The sequence below is a fragment of the Pantoea cypripedii genome, from assembly GCF_011395035.1.
GTDB classification, from domain to species: domain Bacteria; phylum Pseudomonadota; class Gammaproteobacteria; order Enterobacterales; family Enterobacteriaceae; genus Pantoea; species Pantoea cypripedii_A.
The window spans coordinates 2,977,509-2,993,130 of the sequence record NZ_CP024768.1 but is presented as its reverse complement, the minus strand read 5'-3'; the positions used below and the strand labels follow the sequence as shown (position 1 = coordinate 2,993,130).

The following is a 15,622-nucleotide window of genomic DNA, read 5'->3' as shown; positions in this document are numbered from 1 at the left end:
AAAACTTTTGAAGGATGTCACGTAAAGTTGTGTGGTTGTCAGTTTATTTTAAATCTTGCAGTAATAGTTGAGGTCTACCATGGCGAATGATACAGGTAATCCAGGCTGGTTCGGCTTATTTCAGCGCGGCCAGCACTACATGAAGACCTGGCCAGCCGATAAACGCCTGGCTCCGGTGTTTCCTGAAAATCGTGTGGTGACGGCGACACGTTTTTCCATTCGCTTTATGCCGCCATTGGCAATTTTTACCCTGACGTGGCAGATCGCCATGGGCGGACAGCTGGGGCCAGCAGTGGCGACGGCATTGTTTGCCTGTAGCCTGCCGATGCAGGGGTTGTGGTGGCTGGGTAAACGCTCCATGACACCGTTGCCGCCCTCTTTACTGCAATGGTTCCATGAAGTCCGCGCCAAACTGGAAGAAGCCGGACAGGCGATTGCGCCGGTTGAAGGTAAGCCCACTTACCAGGCACTGGCCGACGTGCTGAAACGCGCATTTAAACAGCTGGATCGGACCTTCCTTGACGATCTTTGATCGTTAAACGTTTCTCACCGGGACAGAATTCGCCGCTGATCCCGGTTCAAATCAAAGAAAAGTGGTGCGGACATACCCGCATCCGTTCCCTTGTGCAATCATTTCTCTATTACCTAAATTGATGCCCCGGGAGAACAACCATGGAAATGACCCACGCACAGCGGCTCATCCTGTCAAATCAGTACAAAATGATGGCGATGCTGGAGCCGGACAACGCTGAACGGTACCGCCGTTATCAGACCATCATTGAACGTGGCTATGGCCTGCAATTGCGCGAACTGGATAAAGAGTTTGGTGAGCTGAGCGAAGACACCTGTCGCACCCTGATCGATATTATGGAGATGCACCACGCGCTGCATGTTTCCTGGTCCAATCTCAAAGATTCCGCGCTGATTGAGGAACGCCGTCTGGCCTTTCTCGGTTTTGACGCCGCCACTGAAGCACGCTACCTCGGCTATGTGCGTTTTATGGTCAATACCGAAGGGCGTTACACCCACTTTGATTCCGGCACCCACGGGTTTAATGCCCAAACGCCGATGTGGGAAAAATACCAACGTATGCTGGCGGTGTGGCACACTTGTCCTCGTCAGTACCATTTGAGTGCGAATGAGATCGCGCAAATCCTTAATGCCTGAAGAAGGAGCATCGAGTGAAGTACAGGGGTTTTCTGTTTGATTTAGATGGCACGCTGGTGGATTCACTGCCTGCTGTAGAGCGCGCGTGGACACAATGGGGTGAGCGTCATGGTTTTGCGGCGGAAGAAATCCTGAGCTTCATTCATGGCAAACAGGCGATAACCTCGCTGCGTCATTTTATGGCGGGCCAGAGCGAGGAAGCGATCCAGGCGGAATTTTTGCGTCTGGAACGTATTGAAGCGGAAGACACTGACGGGGTGCGTGCCTTACCTGGCGCACAGTCACTGCTGGCGACGCTGAATGAGCTACACATTCCGTGGGCGATTGTCACTTCAGGTTCAGTACCGGTTGCCCATGCGCGTCACAAAGCCGCCGGACTGCCTGCGCCCGCCGTGTTTATCACTGCTGAGAATGTAAAACGCGGCAAGCCGGAACCCGATGCCTATTTGCTGGGCGCAGAGAAGCTGGGTCTGGCTGCTGGCGAGTGCGTGGTGGTGGAAGATGCGCCTGCGGGTGTGCTGGCCGGATTGAATGCGGGCAGCGCGGTGATTGCGGTAAATGCACCGCAGGACACGCCCCGTCTGGATGAGGTGACCTTCTCCCTGACTACGCTGGAAGCGCTGGTGGTGACCGGTGACGGGAAGGGCGGTTTTACCTTGTCGCTGAACGCATAATCCGTAGCGGCGCGATTTATCGCGCAATTTCGTGCGCGATGCCAGAAAAATCCGCGCGATAAATCGCGCCGCTACAACGGCGTATCCTGCGAAATTTCATCCAGCGACAGGCTGAAGCTGGGGATGAAAACCTCGACAAAATAATCCATTTCCGGCGAGCGGCGTTGGGACAGGGTTTTTTCCAGACGCGCTTTTGCCAGTAAAAACTCGTTGTTACCGGCAGACAGCTCCTCAAGGCATTTTACGTACGCACACAGGGCATCGGCCTGCTTCACCACCGCCTGTTCTGCTTCGCTATGCAGATGTTCGTCCAGCAACGGACGAAAATCCTCCTGAAGTTCCGCCGGAAGCATTTCAATCAGTTTGTGTTGGGCAATCTTCTCGATCTTCTTGTATTCATGGGCGATTTGCGCGTTGTAATACTTGACCGGGGTCGGTAGATCGCCGGTCAGCACTTCACTGGCATCATGATAAAGCGCCAGCATGGCAATGCGATCGGCATTGAGATTGCCGTTGAATTTTTTGTTTTTAATCACCGCCAGCACATGAGCGACCATCGCGACCTGAAGACTGTGCTCAGAGACGTTTTCGGTGCGCACATTACGCATCAGTGGCCAGCGGTTGATCAGTTTAAGACGGGAGAGATGGGCGAAAAAGTGGCTACGGGTCATGAGCAGTTCCTGATCGAACGGCGGGGAGAGCGGCCTCTCCCCGAAATACAATCACTATACGCGTATGACGCTACTGACGATACCCTTGCAGGAAGCGGCCAAATTTGGTGATGGCCATTTCCAGATCGTCAACGCGGGGCAGGGTGACGATGCGCACATGATCCGGCCACGGCCAGTTGAATGCAGTGCCCTGCACCAGCAGCACTTTTTCCTGGAGCAGGAAATCAAGCACCATTTTCTGATCGTCGAACAGATTGAATTTCTTCGCATCAATGCGCGGGAACATATAAAGCGCACCCTGCGGCTTCACACAGCTGACGCCTGGGATGTCATTAATCAATTCCCAGGCGCGCTGGCGTTGTTCATAGAGACGACCGCCCGGCACGATAAATTCACTGATGCTCTGATAACCACCCAGCGCGGTCTGAATCGCGTGTTGCGCTGGCACGTTGGCGCACAGACGCATCGAGGCCAGCATTTCCAGGCCTTCAATGTAGCCTTTGGCGTGTTTCTTCGGTCCGTTCAGCACCATCCAGCCCTGACGGAAACCGGCAACGCGATAGGTTTTTGACAGGCCGTTAAAGGTCACGGTTAACAGGTCCGGGGCCAGCGCGGCGATGGAATGGTGCTGCGCTTCGTCATACAGGATCTTGTCGTAGATCTCATCGGCAAAGATGATCAGATTATGCTGGCGGGCAATCTCAACGATTTCCATCAGCAATTCTTTGCTATACACCGCACCGGTGGGGTTGTTCGGGTTGATAATCACGATACCGCGCGTGCGCGGAGTGATTTTGCTGCGGATATCATCCAGGTCCGGGAACCAGCCTGCGGATTCATCGCACAGATAATGCACCGCTTTACCGCTGGACAGGGAGACGGCAGCGGTCCACAGCGGATAATCCGGCGCAGGCACCAGCATTTCATCACCGCTGTTCAGCAGTGCCTGCATGGCCTGCACGATCAGCTCTGAAACACCGTTACCAATATAGATGTCTTCAACGGTCATATCGCGCATTTCGCGCGCCTGATAATGCTGCATAATTGCTTTGCGCGCCGAGTAGAGACCTTTCGAGTCACAATATCCCTGGGCACTGGGCAGGTTGCGGATCACATCAACCAGGATTTCATCGGGGGCTTCAAAACCAAACGGGGCAGGGTTGCCAATGTTGAGTTTGAGAACTTTGTTGCCTTCTTCTTCGAGACGTTTCGCCTCTTTCAGTACCGGGCCACGGATGTCATAACAGACATTATCCAGCTTGCCGGATTTATCAATTTGAAAATTCATCGCTACCGCCTTAACGGGCAGAGTCCATTTAACCTGCCTCAAAAAACAAACCCGCCCAATTTACTCCTCTCCCCGTAACAAAAGAAGGGTAACGAAAGGTTTTGGCGAGTTTGGCAATTTTTTATGCTGATACTGGCTGAAAAGGCATTTTACACTGATTAATCTGGTTGAATTATCCAGTAAAGTTACCAGGGTTGATATTTAATGCTGATGGCGGGCCGGGGAGCTGTAAACTCCTTAATCCAGACGTAAAGGAGGGGATTGCGCATATTTTTATTCACAACTGTCGCATTGAATCGTTAGCGACGTAATGAAATAGTTAAAGAATCCTTGTAGGAAGTCGAATAATTAGTCATTGCCGGTTTATTGTCCGCTGGCGTCAGAAATTGTCACCGATTCTCATTCAGTTTTCGAGGCAGAATCAGATAACCATCGGCAGCAAGGCGGTGTCCGTAGTCTGCATTAAATAGCATTTGCGCTGAAACTTAAGCTTTCCCTATGAAGTTTCAGAACCTGGGGGGCTTAAAAAATGAACAGCTTTGTGGCAGGATGTGCGGGAAAAGGGATCAGGTCAAAAATTATGAGCTTTCTAACAAAAACATTTCCATTTCTGGCGCAAAAATGATTAAGTATAATTTATTATTTGATGCACTTTACCTCTTCGCATCACCATAACATACAGTTATCATTTTTTGACCCGCGCACGGTTTTGGCGGGAAACCAGGCAACTACACAGCTTCCTGCATTTGCGCGATTTACGCTTTCGGCCCGAGAAGTTGTTCTGTCTTTGTGACGCCGCTGCTCTGTTTTCAGAGTGACGTAATCGTTGGAATCCGCCTGATCCAGTTTTTTTCATGACAGTCTCCACACAGGACTGTCATTAAGCACCATTACCTCTTATCCCAATGATAAGTAAGGTAATACACCAGGGTAGTAGTTTGTAAAAAATCTTATAAGTGAAGAAAAAACATGACTAATGCAAATCGTCCGATACTGAATCTCGACCTCGATCTGCTGAGAACTTTCGTCGCCGTTGCTGACCTGAACACCTTTGCGGCTGCGGCTGCGGCCGTGTGCAGAACGCAATCAGCAGTAAGCCAGCAGATGCAGCGTCTGGAACAATTGGTAGGTAAAGAGCTGTTTGCCAGACATGGACGTAATAAATTGCTGACGGAGCATGGCATACAACTGCTGGGCTACGCCAGAAAGATCCTTCGTTTTAATGACGAAGCTTGTACCTCTCTGATGTATAGCAATATTCAGGGCGTGCTGACTATTGGCGCTTCTGATGACACCTCAGATACCATTCTGCCTTTCCTGCTTAATCGCGTGACCTCGGTTTATCCGAAGCTGGCGATTGATGTCCGCGTGAAGCGTAATCCATTTATGATGGAAATGCTGAACCAGGGAGAAGTGGATTTGGTGGTCACGACTTCCAGTCCAGGTAACTTTACTCACCAGGTTCTGCGTACCTCGCCGACCCTGTGGTATTGCGCGGCTGATTACATCTTCCAGCGCGGTGAAGCGATTCCACTGGTGCTGCTGGATGAACCCAGTCCGTACCGCGATATGGCGATTGACCATCTTAACGAAGCGGGTATCCCGTGGCGCATTTCTTATGTGGCCTCCACGCTGGCGGCAGTCCGTGCGGCAGTAAAAGCCGGGCTTGGCGTTACCGCGCGTCCGGTGGAAATGATGAGCCCGGAACTGCGTGTGATGGGGGCTGCTGAAGGTCTGCCCGTTCTGCCGGATACGCAATATCTGCTGTGCCGTAATCCGGACAGCGATAACGAACTGGCACTGGCCATCTTCAATGCTATGCAGTCCACTAACGATCCGTACAATCTGAGTGCAAATCCAGACGGCACACTGTTGCTGGATGACGAAGAGTAAGCACAATCTGCGCTGGTAATCTTTCTCAAATAGAATACCGGGCAATTGTTAAAACTTAGATAAATAAGCCTTAGCATGGTTTTTTCCGGCTAAGGCTTTTTTTATGCCATTTATCTCAGCCTTTCTGACGCCACTGAGCCACCCGTAAATTTATCCCCCCCTGAAAAAATGAAATGCGTTTCATTTTCATCTGAAGTGGAACGATTTTCTCATTTCGTGCCATCTTTCCCTGGGCATCTGCCTGCGAGAATTGTCTCTTTTTACAGCAAAAAGCATTGTTATGTGTCCTGGATCAAGAAAATAGCCCTGAAAAGGACAAGGAAATCCGGTTAATTCCTGTCAAAATATGATTGTTAAATGCACGATCCATGCATGTGAATACCCGCTACACTAAAATTAACCTCACAAACTGAAGCGATTTAGCTGGCGCAACGGGCCTTGTATGTTAATAATATGCTGCGGATGTAAAATAATGTTTGGATACTTTTGTCAAAGTTGACAAAAGGTTATAGAAAGGAGTAAAAAACCCCATAAAATTGCTGCTTAATTGATAATGACAGCAAAGTTTATAAGGTTTTTTATCCTTCCCTTGAATCGATGTGGTGCGTTTGCTGCGAATGTGCAGGATGCCATCGCCACTTTTGATGAGTAAGCAAAGAGTATGTCAACAACCACAGAAGTGATCGCTCATCACTGGGCATTTATTGTTTTCATTGTTCTCGCGTTCGGTCTTTGCGCCTTTATGTTGACCGGTGGCTGGTTGTTAGGTGGTCGTGCCCGCGCGCGTTACAAGAACACTCCGTTTGAATCGGGTATCGACTCGGTCGGTGACACCCATATTCGCCTCTCTGCAAAATTCTATCTGGTTGCGATGTTCTTCGTTATTTTCGACGTCGAAGCCCTCTTTTTATACGCATGGTCGACTTCAATCCGCGAGAGCGGCTGGGTCGGCTTTGTCGAAGCCGCAATTTTCATTTTGGTGCTACTGGCAGGCCTGGTTTACCTGGTTCGTATCGGTGCGCTGGATTGGGCACCGGCGCGTCGTCGCGTGGTGGTCAAGTCAAGCCCGGTCAGTCACAGCCACACCAATCCTCAAAAGCAGTAAAAGCGAGGCAATAAGATGGACTACACGCTGACACGCGTAGACCCGAATGGGGGCGATAACGATCGCTATCCGCTGCAAAAACAGGAGATCGTCGCGGATCCACTGGAGCAGCATGTTCACCGCAGCGTCTACATGGGCAAACTCGAAAATGCCCTGCACGACATGGTGAACTGGGGTCGTAAAAACTCTCTCTGGCCGTATAACTTCGGCCTTTCCTGTTGCTACGTGGAGATGACCACGTCATTCACTGCGGTGCATGACGTGGCGCGTTTTGGTGCGGAAGTTATGCGTGCCTCACCGCGTCAGGCTGATTTCATGGTGATTGCCGGTACGCCGTTTACCAAAATGGCCCCGGTTATTCAGCGTCTGTATGACCAGATGCTGGAACCCAAGTGGGTGATCTCGATGGGTGCCTGTGCCAACTCTGGCGGCATGTATGACATCTATTCTGTGGTGCAGGGCGTGGATAAATTCCTGCCAGTGGATGTGTATATCCCAGGTTGCCCGCCGCGTCCGGAAGCTTATATGCAGGCGCTGCTGCTGTTACGTGAATCCATCGGCAAAGAGCGTCGTCCGCTCTCGTGGGTGGTGGGTGATCAGGGCGTTTATCGCGCGAATATGCAATCAGAACGCGAAAGAAAACGCGGTGACCGTATCGCTGTCACCAACCTGAGAACACCCGACGAAGTTTAAGCTACCCGTACACGGATGGAGCCACGGCCGCAGCAGAACACCACAATTTAATGTGTGCCGCCATCCTGACGCCTTCTTTTGAGTGCCTGATAACAGGCCGGAATGGTGAGTAACGTATGACAGATTTAACCACGCAAGATCTCGCTCAGCCTGCATGGCAAACCCGGGATCACCTGGACGACCCGGTGATCGGCGAGCTGCGTAACCGTTTTGGGCCGGATGCCTTTACCGTTCAGGCCACCCGCACCGGTATTCCGGTGGTGTGGGTGAAGCGTGAACAATTGCTGGAAGTTGTCGAATTCCTGCGCAAACTGCCGAAGCCTTACGTCATGCTGTATGATTTGCATGGCATGGATGAGCGTTTACGCACTAACCGCGCGGGCTTGCCTGCCGCGGATTTTTCCGTTTTCTATCATCTGCTATCGATTGAACGCAATCGCGACATCATGCTCAAGGTCGCGTTGTCTGAAAACGATATGCGTCTGCCGACCATCACCAAAATTTTTGCCAATGCCAACTGGTATGAGCGCGAAACCTGGGAAATGTTTGGCATGACCTTTGATGGTCACCCGCATCTGACGCGTATCATGATGCCGCAGACATGGGAAGGGCATCCGCTGCGTAAGGACTATCCGGCGCGTGCGACCGAGTTTGATCCCTTCACGCTGACCAAACAAAAAGAAGACCTCGAAATGGAGTCGCTGACCTTCAAACCCGAAGACTGGGGCATGAAGCGCAGCACCGCCAACGAGGACTTTATGTTCCTGAACCTCGGTCCGAACCACCCGTCTGCGCACGGTGCGTTCCGTATCATTCTGCAACTGGATGGCGAAGAGATCGTCGACTGCGTGCCAGATGTGGGTTATCACCACCGCGGTGCCGAGAAGATGGGTGAGCGCCAGTCCTGGCACAGCTACATTCCGTATACCGACCGCATCGAGTATCTCGGTGGCTGCGTTAACGAAATGCCTTATGTGCTGGCGGTGGAAAAACTGGCGGGTATCACCGTACCGGATCGCGTCAATGTGATTCGCGTGATGCTGTCGGAACTGTTCCGCATCAACAGCCATCTGCTGTACATCTCCACCTTTATCCAGGACGTCGGTGCCATGACACCGGTGTTCTTCGCCTTTACCGACCGCCAGAAAATCTATGACGTGGTCGAAGCCATCACCGGTTTCCGTATGCACCCGGCATGGTTCCGTATTGGTGGTGTGGCGCACGATCTGCCGAAAGGCTGGGAACGTCTGCTGCGTGAATTCCTCGACTGGATGCCAAAACGTCTCAAAGAGTACGACAAAGCCGCACTGCGCAACCGCGTGCTGATGGGCCGTTCTCAGGGCGTTGCCGCGTACAACATGGATGAAGCGCTGGCCTGGGGCACCACCGGTGCCGGTCTGCGCGCCACGGGTCTTGATTTTGACGTGCGTAAATGGCGTCCCTACTCCGGTTACGAGAATTTCGATTTCGAGATTCCGGTTGGTGCCGGGATCAGCGATGCCTACACCCGCGTGATGCTGAAAATGGAAGAGATGTGGCAGTCGCTGCGCATTCTGGAACAGTGTCTGAAAAATATGCCGGAAGGGCCGTTCAAAGCGGATCACCCGCTAACCACGCCGCCGCCAAAAGAGCGCACGCTGCAACACATCGAAACCCTGATCACTCACTTCCTGCAGGTTTCCTGGGGTCCGGTCATGCCGGCCAACGAATCCTTCCAGATGATCGAGGCGACCAAAGGGATCAACAGTTACTACCTGACCAGCGATGGCAGCACCATGAGCTACCGCACCCGCGTGCGCACGCCGAGCTTCCCGCATCTGCAACAGATCCCTTCGGTGATCCGTGGCAGCCTGGTATCCGACCTGATCGTTTACCTCGGTAGTATCGATTTTGTTATGTCAGACGTGGACCGCTAATTATGCACGATCAAAAAATTGCCATCCAAACGATCGACCCGAATGAGGTCTTTGTGCTGAGCGAGGCAGAACACCACGCGATTGAGCACGAAAAACACCATTACGAAGATGCGCGCGCGGCTTCGATTGAAGCCCTGAAGATCGTGCAGAAACAGCGTGGCTGGGTGCCTGACGGCGCGATAAATGCCATCGCGGACGTGCTCGGTATTCCGGCCAGTGACGTAGAAGGCGTGGCGACGTTCTATAGCCAGATCTACCGTCAGCCAGTCGGGCGTCATGTGATTCGCTACTGCGACAGCGTGGTGTGCCATATCACCGGTTATCAGGGGATTCAGGCCGCTTTAGAACAAAACCTGCACATCAAACCGGGTCAGACTACGCCGGATGGTCGCTTTACGTTGCTGCCAACCTGCTGCCTGGGCAACTGCGATAAAGGCCCGACCATGATGGTGGATGAAGATACCCACGTTCATCTGACGCCGGAAGGTATTGCCAATTTACTGGAGCAATATCAATGACAATCAAACAGATCATTCGTACTGCGGAAACGCATCCACTGACCTGGCGTCTGCGCGATGACAAACAGCCGGTATGGATCGACGAATATCGCAGCAAAAACGGTTACGTTGGCGCGGAAAAAGCGCTGAAGGGCATGAGCCAGGACGAAATCGTCGCAGCGGTGAAAGATTCCGGTCTGAAAGGTCGTGGTGGTGCGGGCTTTAACACCGGCCTGAAGTGGAGCCTGATGCCAAAAGACGAATCCATGAACATCCGTTACCTGCTGTGTAACGCCGATGAGATGGAACCGGGCACCTATAAAGACCGCCTGCTGATGGAGCAACTGCCGCACCAGCTGGTGGAAGGGATGCTGATCAGCGCCTTTGCACTGAAAGCCTACCGTGGCTACATCTTCCTGCGCGGTGAATATATTGAAGCCGCTGTGCATTTGCGCCGCGCGATTGCCGAAGCCACCGAAGCCGGTTATCTCGGCAAAAACATCCTCGGCACCGGTTTTGATTTCGAACTGATCGTGCATACCGGGGCTGGCCGCTACATTTGTGGTGAAGAAACCGCGTTAATTAACTCACTGGAAGGGCGTCGCGCTAACCCGCGTTCCAAACCCCCGTTCCCGGCCAGTGCTGGCGTCTGGGGCAAACCGACCTGTGTAAACAACGTCGAGACCCTGTCGAATGTACCGGCCATCTTCCTCAATGGGGTGGAGTGGTACAAGAACATCTCTAAAAGTGACGATACCGGCACCAAAATGATGGGCTTCTCGGGGCGCGTGAAAAACCCGGGCGTCTGGGAACTGCCGTTCGGTATCACTGCGCGCGAGATCCTGGAAGATTATGCCGGTGGCATGCGTGATGGCCTGAAGTTCAAAGCCTGGCAACCAGGCGGCGCAGGCACTGACTTCCTCACCGATCAACACCTCGACCTGCCGATGGAATTTGCCAGCATTGGTAAAGCCGGTAGCCGTCTGGGGACCGCGCTGGCGATGGCAGTTGACCATGAGATCAACATGGTGTCGCTGGTGCGTAATCTGGAAGAGTTCTTTGCCCGCGAATCCTGCGGCTGGTGTACGCCATGCCGTGATGGTCTGCCGTGGAGCGTGAAGATCCTGCGTGCGCTGGAGCAGAAACAAGGTCAGCCGGGTGATATCGAAACCCTGCAACAGCTTTGTCGCCAGCTTGGCCCAGGTAAAACCTTCTGTGCCCATGCGCCTGGCGCGGTAGAGCCGTTGCAAAGTGCCATTAAATATTTCCGTGAAGAGTTTGAAGCTGGCATTGCGCCGCAGGTGTTTGGCAATACCCGTGCCATCGGCGGTATCCAGCCGAACCTGCTGAAAGCGCGCTGGTAATCAGCCGCCGTACACGGATTACCCGGCGCGACAGCCTCGCGCGGGGAAAGAAATAGATGTTTAACGCTCGTCCCCGGACGGGCCTTACGGAAGCATATTCACTATGGCTACTATCCATGTAGACGGTAAAGAGTATGAAGTGAACGGGTCAGACAACCTGCTACAGGCTTGTCTGTCTCTGGGCCTTGATATTCCTTATTTTTGCTGGCATCCGGCGCTGGGAAGCGTAGGTGCCTGTCGCCAGTGCGCGGTTAAGCAATTCCAGAATGCCGAAGATACCCGCGGTCGCCTTGTCATGTCATGCATGACGCCCGCAATGGACGGCACCTTTATTTCCATCGACGATGGCGAAGCGAAAGAGTTTCGTGAAAGCGTGGTGGAATGGCTGATGACCAACCACCCGCATGACTGTCCGGTGTGCGAAGAGGGCGGTAACTGCCACTTGCAGGATATGACGGTAATGACGGGCCACAGCTTCCGTCGCTATCGCTTCACCAAACGTACTCACCAGAATCAGGATCTCGGCCCCTTCATTTCTCATGAAATGAACCGCTGTATCGCCTGTTATCGCTGTGTGCGTTACTACAAAGATTATGCCGATGGCACAGATCTCGGCGTCTATGGCGCGCATGACAACGTCTACTTTGGTCGTCCGGAAGATGGCACGCTGGAAAGCGAATTCTCCGGTAACCTGGTAGAAATCTGTCCGACCGGGGTCTTCACCGATAAAACCCACTCCGAACGTTATAACCGTAAGTGGGATATGCAGTTTGCGCCGAGCATCTGCCAGCAATGCAGCGTCGGCTGTAACACCAGCCCCGGTGAGCGTTACGGTGAACTACGCCGTATCGAAAACCGCTATAACGGTACGGTCAACCACTACTTCCTGTGTGACCGTGGTCGCTTTGGTTACGGTTACGTCAACCTGAAGGACCGTCCACGCCATCCGGTACAGCTGCGTGGTAATGACTGGGTCACCCTGAATGCCGAGCAGGCCGTGAATGCGGCGGCGGATGTACTGCGTCAGGCGAAAAAAGTCATCGGGATTGGTTCTCCGCGTGCCAGCATCGAAAGCAACTTTGCGCTGCGCGAGCTGGTGGGAGCAGAAAACTTCTCCACCGGGATGCCAGCAGGCGAACAGACGCGTCTGGAACTGATGCTCAAAGTGCTGCGCGAAGGCGGTATCTATACCCCGTCACTGCGTGAGATTGAAAGCTACGATGCGGTGCTGGTGCTGGGCGAAGACCTGACTCAGGTGGGTGCGCGTGTGGCACTTTCTGTGCGTCAGGCGGTGAAGGGTAAAGCACGCGAAATGGCCGCAGCACAGAAAGTGGCTGACTGGCAAATCGCGGCGATCCTCAACATTGGCCAGCACGCCAAACATCCGCTGTTCGTGACCAACGTCGATGAAACCCGTCTGGATGACATCGCGGCGTGGAGCTATCGCGCTCCGGTGGAAGATCAGGCGCGTCTCGGTTTTGCCATCGCGCATGCGCTGGATGAAAGCGCACCCGCCGTCGGCGATTTCGATAAGACATTGAACGGCAAGCTGGATGTGGTGGTACAGGCCCTGGCAGGGGCGAAAAAACCGCTGATCATCTCCGGTACGCACTCGGGCAGCACCGCAATGATTGAAGCGGCCGCCAACGTGGCCAAAGCGCTGAAAGCGCGCGGTGCGGATGTCGGTATCACCCTGCTGGCGTCAGCTGCTAACAGCATCGGCCTTGGCCTGATGGGCGGTGCATCGCTGGATAGCGCCCTGGCGCAACTCAGTAACGGCGAAGCCGATACGCTGGTGGTGCTGGAAAACGATCTGTATCGTCACGCGCCGAAGGCGACGGTGGACGCGGCACTGGCGCAGGCTGCTAACGTGATTGTGGTCGATCACCAACGCACCGCCACGCTGGAAAAAGCCAATCTGGTGTTCTCGACAGCCAGCTTTGCTGAAAGCGACGGCACCTCAATCAACCATGAAGGCCGCGCGCAGCGTTTCTTCCAGGTTTACGATCCTTCTTACTACGACAACAGCGTGGTGATGCTGGAAAGCTGGCGCTGGCTGCATTCGCTGCACAGCACCGTGGAAAGCCGCCAGATTGACTGGACGCTGCTTGATCATGTGATTGATGCCACCATCGCGGCATTGCCGCAGTTGAAAGGCATCAAGGACGCGGCACCGGATGCCAGCTTCCGTATTCGTGGTCAGAAACTGGCGCGTTCACCGCATCGCTCCAGTGGCCGTACGGCGGCGCGTGCCAATATCAGCGTGCACGAACCGCGTCAGCCGCAGGATAAAGACACCATGTTTGCCTTCTCGATGGAAGGGAACAACCAGCCAGGCGCGGCGCGTTCGCAGATTCCGTTTGCCTGGGCTCCAGGCTGGAACTCCCCACAGGCATGGAACAAATTCCAGGCCGAGGTGGGCGGTAAGCTGCGTAATGGCGACCCGGGTGTGCGTCTGTTCGAGGCGGCAGAAGGTTCACTGCCGTGGTTCAGTGCCGTGCCGGAAAGTTTTGTCGGTGGCAGCCAGTGGCGTGTGGCCCCTTACTATCAGCTGTTTGGTAGCGAAGAGATGACCCAGCGTTCACCGGTGTTCCAGAAACGTATGTCTCCCGCCACGCTGGTGATCAATCCAGCCGATGCTGAAAAACTCGGTGTGAACAACGGTGCGGCGGTGGAGCTGGTGTGTGCCGGTGAAACGCTGCGTCTGCCGGTACGTTTCTCCGCTTCGTTGCAGGCCGGCCTGGTGGGGCTGCCACTCGGTATGCCGGGTGTACCGCCGTTCCTCTCGGGTGCGCACATTGACAAATTGCAGGAGGCAGCGCAATGAGCTGGCTGACACCGGACGTTATTGACATCCTGATTAGCATCGTCAAAGCCATCGTCATCCTGCTGGTGGTGGTGGGCTGTGGTGCCTTCATGAGCTTCGCCGAGCGTCGTCTGCTCGGCTTATGGCAGAACCGTTACGGACCGAACCGTGTAGGTTGGGGCGGCTCGCTGCAATTGGCAGCGGACATGATCAAAATGTTCTTTAAAGAGGACTGGGTTCCGCCGTTTACCGACCGCTTCATCTTTACCCTCGCACCGGTAATTGCCTTTGTTTCGCTGCTGCTGGCCTTCGCGATTGTGCCGGTCACGCCGACCTGGATGGTGACCGACCTGAATATCGGTCTGCTGTTCTTCCTGATGATGGCGGGTCTCGCGGTGTACGCGGTGCTGTTTGCGGGTTGGTCGAGTAACAACAAATACTCGTTACTGGGGGCGATGCGTGCTTCCGCGCAGACCCTGAGCTACGAAGTGTTCCTCGGTCTGTCGCTGATGGGCGTGGTGGCGCAGGCGGGTTCGTTCAATCTGAACGCCATTGTGGAAAGCCAGGCGCATCTGTGGAACATCATTCCGCAATTCTTCGGCTTCCTGACTTTCTGTATCGCAGGCGTTGCCGTGTGTCACCGTCATCCGTTTGACCAGCCGGAAGCCGAGCAGGAACTGGCCGATGGTTATCACATCGAATATGCCGGGATGAAGTTCGGTCTGTTCTTTGTCGGTGAATATGTCGCCATCACCACCGTATCAGCGCTAATTGTGACGCTGTTCTTCGGTGGCTGGCAGGGACCGTTCCTGCCGCCGATCATCTGGTTCGCCGTTAAGACCGCGTTCTTTATGGTGATGTTTATCCTGATTCGTGCTGCGCTTCCGCGTCCACGCTATGACCAGGTGCTGTCGTTCGGCTGGAAAGTGTGTCTGCCGTTGACGCTGTTGAACCTGCTGGCGACCGCCGCAGTGATTCTGTCTGCGCAGTAAGGGGTTTTGAGATGACTTTAAAAGATATTGTCGTTGGCTTCGGCACGACAGTGCGCAGTATCTGGATGATAGGCATGCATGCCTTCGCCAAACGCGAAACCCAGATGTACCCGGAAGAGCCGGTGTACCTGCCGCCACGCTACCGTGGCCGTATCGTGCTGACGCGCGATCCGGACGGTCAAGAGCGTTGCGTTGCCTGTAACCTGTGTGCAGTAGCCTGCCCGGTAGGTTGTATTTCGCTGCAAAAAGCTGAAATGCAGGATGGCCGCTGGTATCCGGAATTCTTCCGCATCAACTTTTCACGCTGCATTTTCTGTGGCCTGTGCGAAGAAGCCTGTCCGACTACGGCCATCCAGCTGACCCCGGATTTCGAACTGGGTGAGTTTAAGCGTCAGGATTTGGTGTACGAAAAACAGGATCTGTTGATCTCCGGACCGGGTAAATATCCGGAGTACAACTTCTACCGCATGGCAGGTATGGCGATTGACGGGAAAGGCAAAGGCGACGCGGAAAACGAAGCCAAACCGATCGACGTCAAAGGCTTGTTACCTTAAGG

General features: G+C 53.9%; 14 protein-coding genes. 12 read left to right on the top strand and 2 right to left on the bottom strand.

Translation table 11 applies throughout. The features are described 5' to 3' along the window. Positions 1 to 79 precede the first annotated feature (79 nt). The 3 genes from yfbV to CUN67_RS13915 all read left to right on the top strand — a co-directional run bounded on the left by yfbV (position 80) and on the right by CUN67_RS13915 (position 1,841). Positions 80 to 532: a terminus macrodomain insulation protein YfbV gene (yfbV, locus tag CUN67_RS13925; RefSeq protein WP_084876127.1), complete on the top strand. Its 453-nt coding sequence runs from the start codon at positions 80 to 82 to the stop codon at positions 530 to 532. 140 nt (positions 533 to 672) lie between these two features. After that, a complete protein-coding gene (locus CUN67_RS13920; RefSeq protein ID WP_084876126.1) occupies positions 673 to 1,167 on the top strand; it encodes a YfbU family protein in 495 nt (164 codons plus the stop codon). 14 nt (positions 1,168 to 1,181) lie between these two features. Then, positions 1,182 to 1,841, top strand: coding sequence for a sugar phosphatase (locus CUN67_RS13915; protein WP_208715908.1), 660 nt, complete (start codon positions 1,182 to 1,184; stop codon positions 1,839 to 1,841). A 71-nt stretch (positions 1,842 to 1,912) separates the two neighbouring features. Here CUN67_RS13915 and yfbR read toward each other — a convergent pair whose 3' ends face one another. Both yfbR and CUN67_RS13905 read right to left on the bottom strand, forming a co-directional pair. Continuing rightward, positions 1,913 to 2,512 (bottom strand): 5'-deoxynucleotidase, encoded by a 600-nt coding sequence (yfbR, locus tag CUN67_RS13910; protein ID WP_208715907.1) that lies wholly within the window; start codon positions 2,510 to 2,512, stop codon positions 1,913 to 1,915. A 70-nt stretch (positions 2,513 to 2,582) separates the two neighbouring features. Next, entirely contained in the window at positions 2,583 to 3,800 is a 1,218-nt protein-coding gene (locus CUN67_RS13905; RefSeq protein WP_208715906.1) for a pyridoxal phosphate-dependent aminotransferase, read from the bottom strand. A 969-nt stretch (positions 3,801 to 4,769) separates the two neighbouring features. Here CUN67_RS13905 and lrhA point away from each other — a divergent pair. The 9 genes from lrhA (at position 4,770) to nuoI (ending at position 15,620) form a co-directional block, all read left to right on the top strand. Then, a complete protein-coding gene (lrhA, locus tag CUN67_RS13900) occupies positions 4,770 to 5,693 on the top strand; it encodes a transcriptional regulator LrhA (RefSeq protein ID WP_007889314.1) in 924 nt (307 codons plus the stop codon). Between the two features lie 661 nt (positions 5,694 to 6,354). Further along, the gene (locus tag CUN67_RS13895; protein ID WP_084876121.1) at positions 6,355 to 6,798 is read left to right on the top strand and encodes an NADH-quinone oxidoreductase subunit A; all 444 of its coding nucleotides are present in this window, start codon (positions 6,355 to 6,357) and stop codon (positions 6,796 to 6,798) included. 15 nt (positions 6,799 to 6,813) lie between these two features. Then, on the top strand, positions 6,814 to 7,491 hold the full coding sequence (locus CUN67_RS13890; RefSeq protein WP_084876120.1) for a NuoB/complex I 20 kDa subunit family protein: 678 nt from the start codon (positions 6,814 to 6,816) through the stop codon (positions 7,489 to 7,491). Positions 7,492 to 7,607: 116 nt separating this feature from the next. After that, complete coding sequence (nuoC, locus tag CUN67_RS13885) at positions 7,608 to 9,407, top strand: NADH-quinone oxidoreductase subunit C/D (protein WP_208715905.1); 1,800 nt, start codon at positions 7,608 to 7,610, stop codon at positions 9,405 to 9,407. A 2-nt stretch (positions 9,408 to 9,409) separates the two neighbouring features. After that, complete coding sequence (nuoE, locus tag CUN67_RS13880) at positions 9,410 to 9,925, top strand: NADH-quinone oxidoreductase subunit NuoE (protein ID WP_208715904.1); 516 nt, start codon at positions 9,410 to 9,412, stop codon at positions 9,923 to 9,925. 2 nt (positions 9,926 to 9,927) lie between these two features. Further along, positions 9,928 to 11,268, top strand: coding sequence for an NADH-quinone oxidoreductase subunit NuoF (nuoF, locus tag CUN67_RS13875; protein WP_208717223.1), 1,341 nt, complete (start codon positions 9,928 to 9,930; stop codon positions 11,266 to 11,268). 103 nt (positions 11,269 to 11,371) lie between these two features. Further along, a complete protein-coding gene (nuoG, locus tag CUN67_RS13870) occupies positions 11,372 to 14,095 on the top strand; it encodes an NADH-quinone oxidoreductase subunit NuoG (protein ID WP_208715903.1) in 2,724 nt (907 codons plus the stop codon). After that, complete coding sequence (gene nuoH, locus CUN67_RS13865) at positions 14,092 to 15,066, top strand: NADH-quinone oxidoreductase subunit NuoH (RefSeq protein WP_208715902.1); 975 nt, start codon at positions 14,092 to 14,094, stop codon at positions 15,064 to 15,066. Before nuoG ends, nuoH begins: the two co-directional genes overlap by 4 nt. An 11-nt stretch (positions 15,067 to 15,077) precedes the next feature. After that, the gene (gene nuoI / locus CUN67_RS13860; RefSeq protein WP_084876114.1) at positions 15,078 to 15,620 is read left to right on the top strand and encodes an NADH-quinone oxidoreductase subunit NuoI; all 543 of its coding nucleotides are present in this window, start codon (positions 15,078 to 15,080) and stop codon (positions 15,618 to 15,620) included. Positions 15,621 to 15,622: the final 2 nt, after the last annotated feature.

Excerpts from the sequence above, each read along its gene's own strand:
- nuoE (WP_208715904.1), top strand. The coding sequence starts at position 9,410 with ATGCACGATCAAAAAATTGCCATCCAAACGATCGACCCGAATGAGGTC.
- nuoH (WP_208715902.1), top strand. The coding sequence starts at position 14,092 with ATGAGCTGGCTGACACCGGACGTTATTGACATCCTGATTAGCATCGTC.
- CUN67_RS13895 (WP_084876121.1), top strand. The coding sequence starts at position 6,355 with ATGTCAACAACCACAGAAGTGATCGCTCATCACTGGGCATTTATTGTT.
- yfbR (WP_208715907.1), bottom strand. The coding sequence starts at position 2,512 with ATGACCCGTAGCCACTTTTTCGCCCATCTCTCCCGTCTTAAACTGATC.
- nuoI (WP_084876114.1), top strand. The coding sequence starts at position 15,078 with ATGACTTTAAAAGATATTGTCGTTGGCTTCGGCACGACAGTGCGCAGT.
- nuoG (WP_208715903.1), top strand. The coding sequence starts at position 11,372 with ATGGCTACTATCCATGTAGACGGTAAAGAGTATGAAGTGAACGGGTCA.
- CUN67_RS13890 (WP_084876120.1), top strand. The coding sequence starts at position 6,814 with ATGGACTACACGCTGACACGCGTAGACCCGAATGGGGGCGATAACGAT.
- lrhA (WP_007889314.1), top strand. The coding sequence starts at position 4,770 with ATGACTAATGCAAATCGTCCGATACTGAATCTCGACCTCGATCTGCTG.
- CUN67_RS13920 (WP_084876126.1), top strand. The coding sequence starts at position 673 with ATGGAAATGACCCACGCACAGCGGCTCATCCTGTCAAATCAGTACAAA.
- CUN67_RS13905 (WP_208715906.1), bottom strand. The coding sequence starts at position 3,800 with ATGAATTTTCAAATTGATAAATCCGGCAAGCTGGATAATGTCTGTTAT.
- yfbV (WP_084876127.1), top strand. The coding sequence starts at position 80 with ATGGCGAATGATACAGGTAATCCAGGCTGGTTCGGCTTATTTCAGCGC.
- nuoC (WP_208715905.1), top strand. The coding sequence starts at position 7,608 with ATGACAGATTTAACCACGCAAGATCTCGCTCAGCCTGCATGGCAAACC.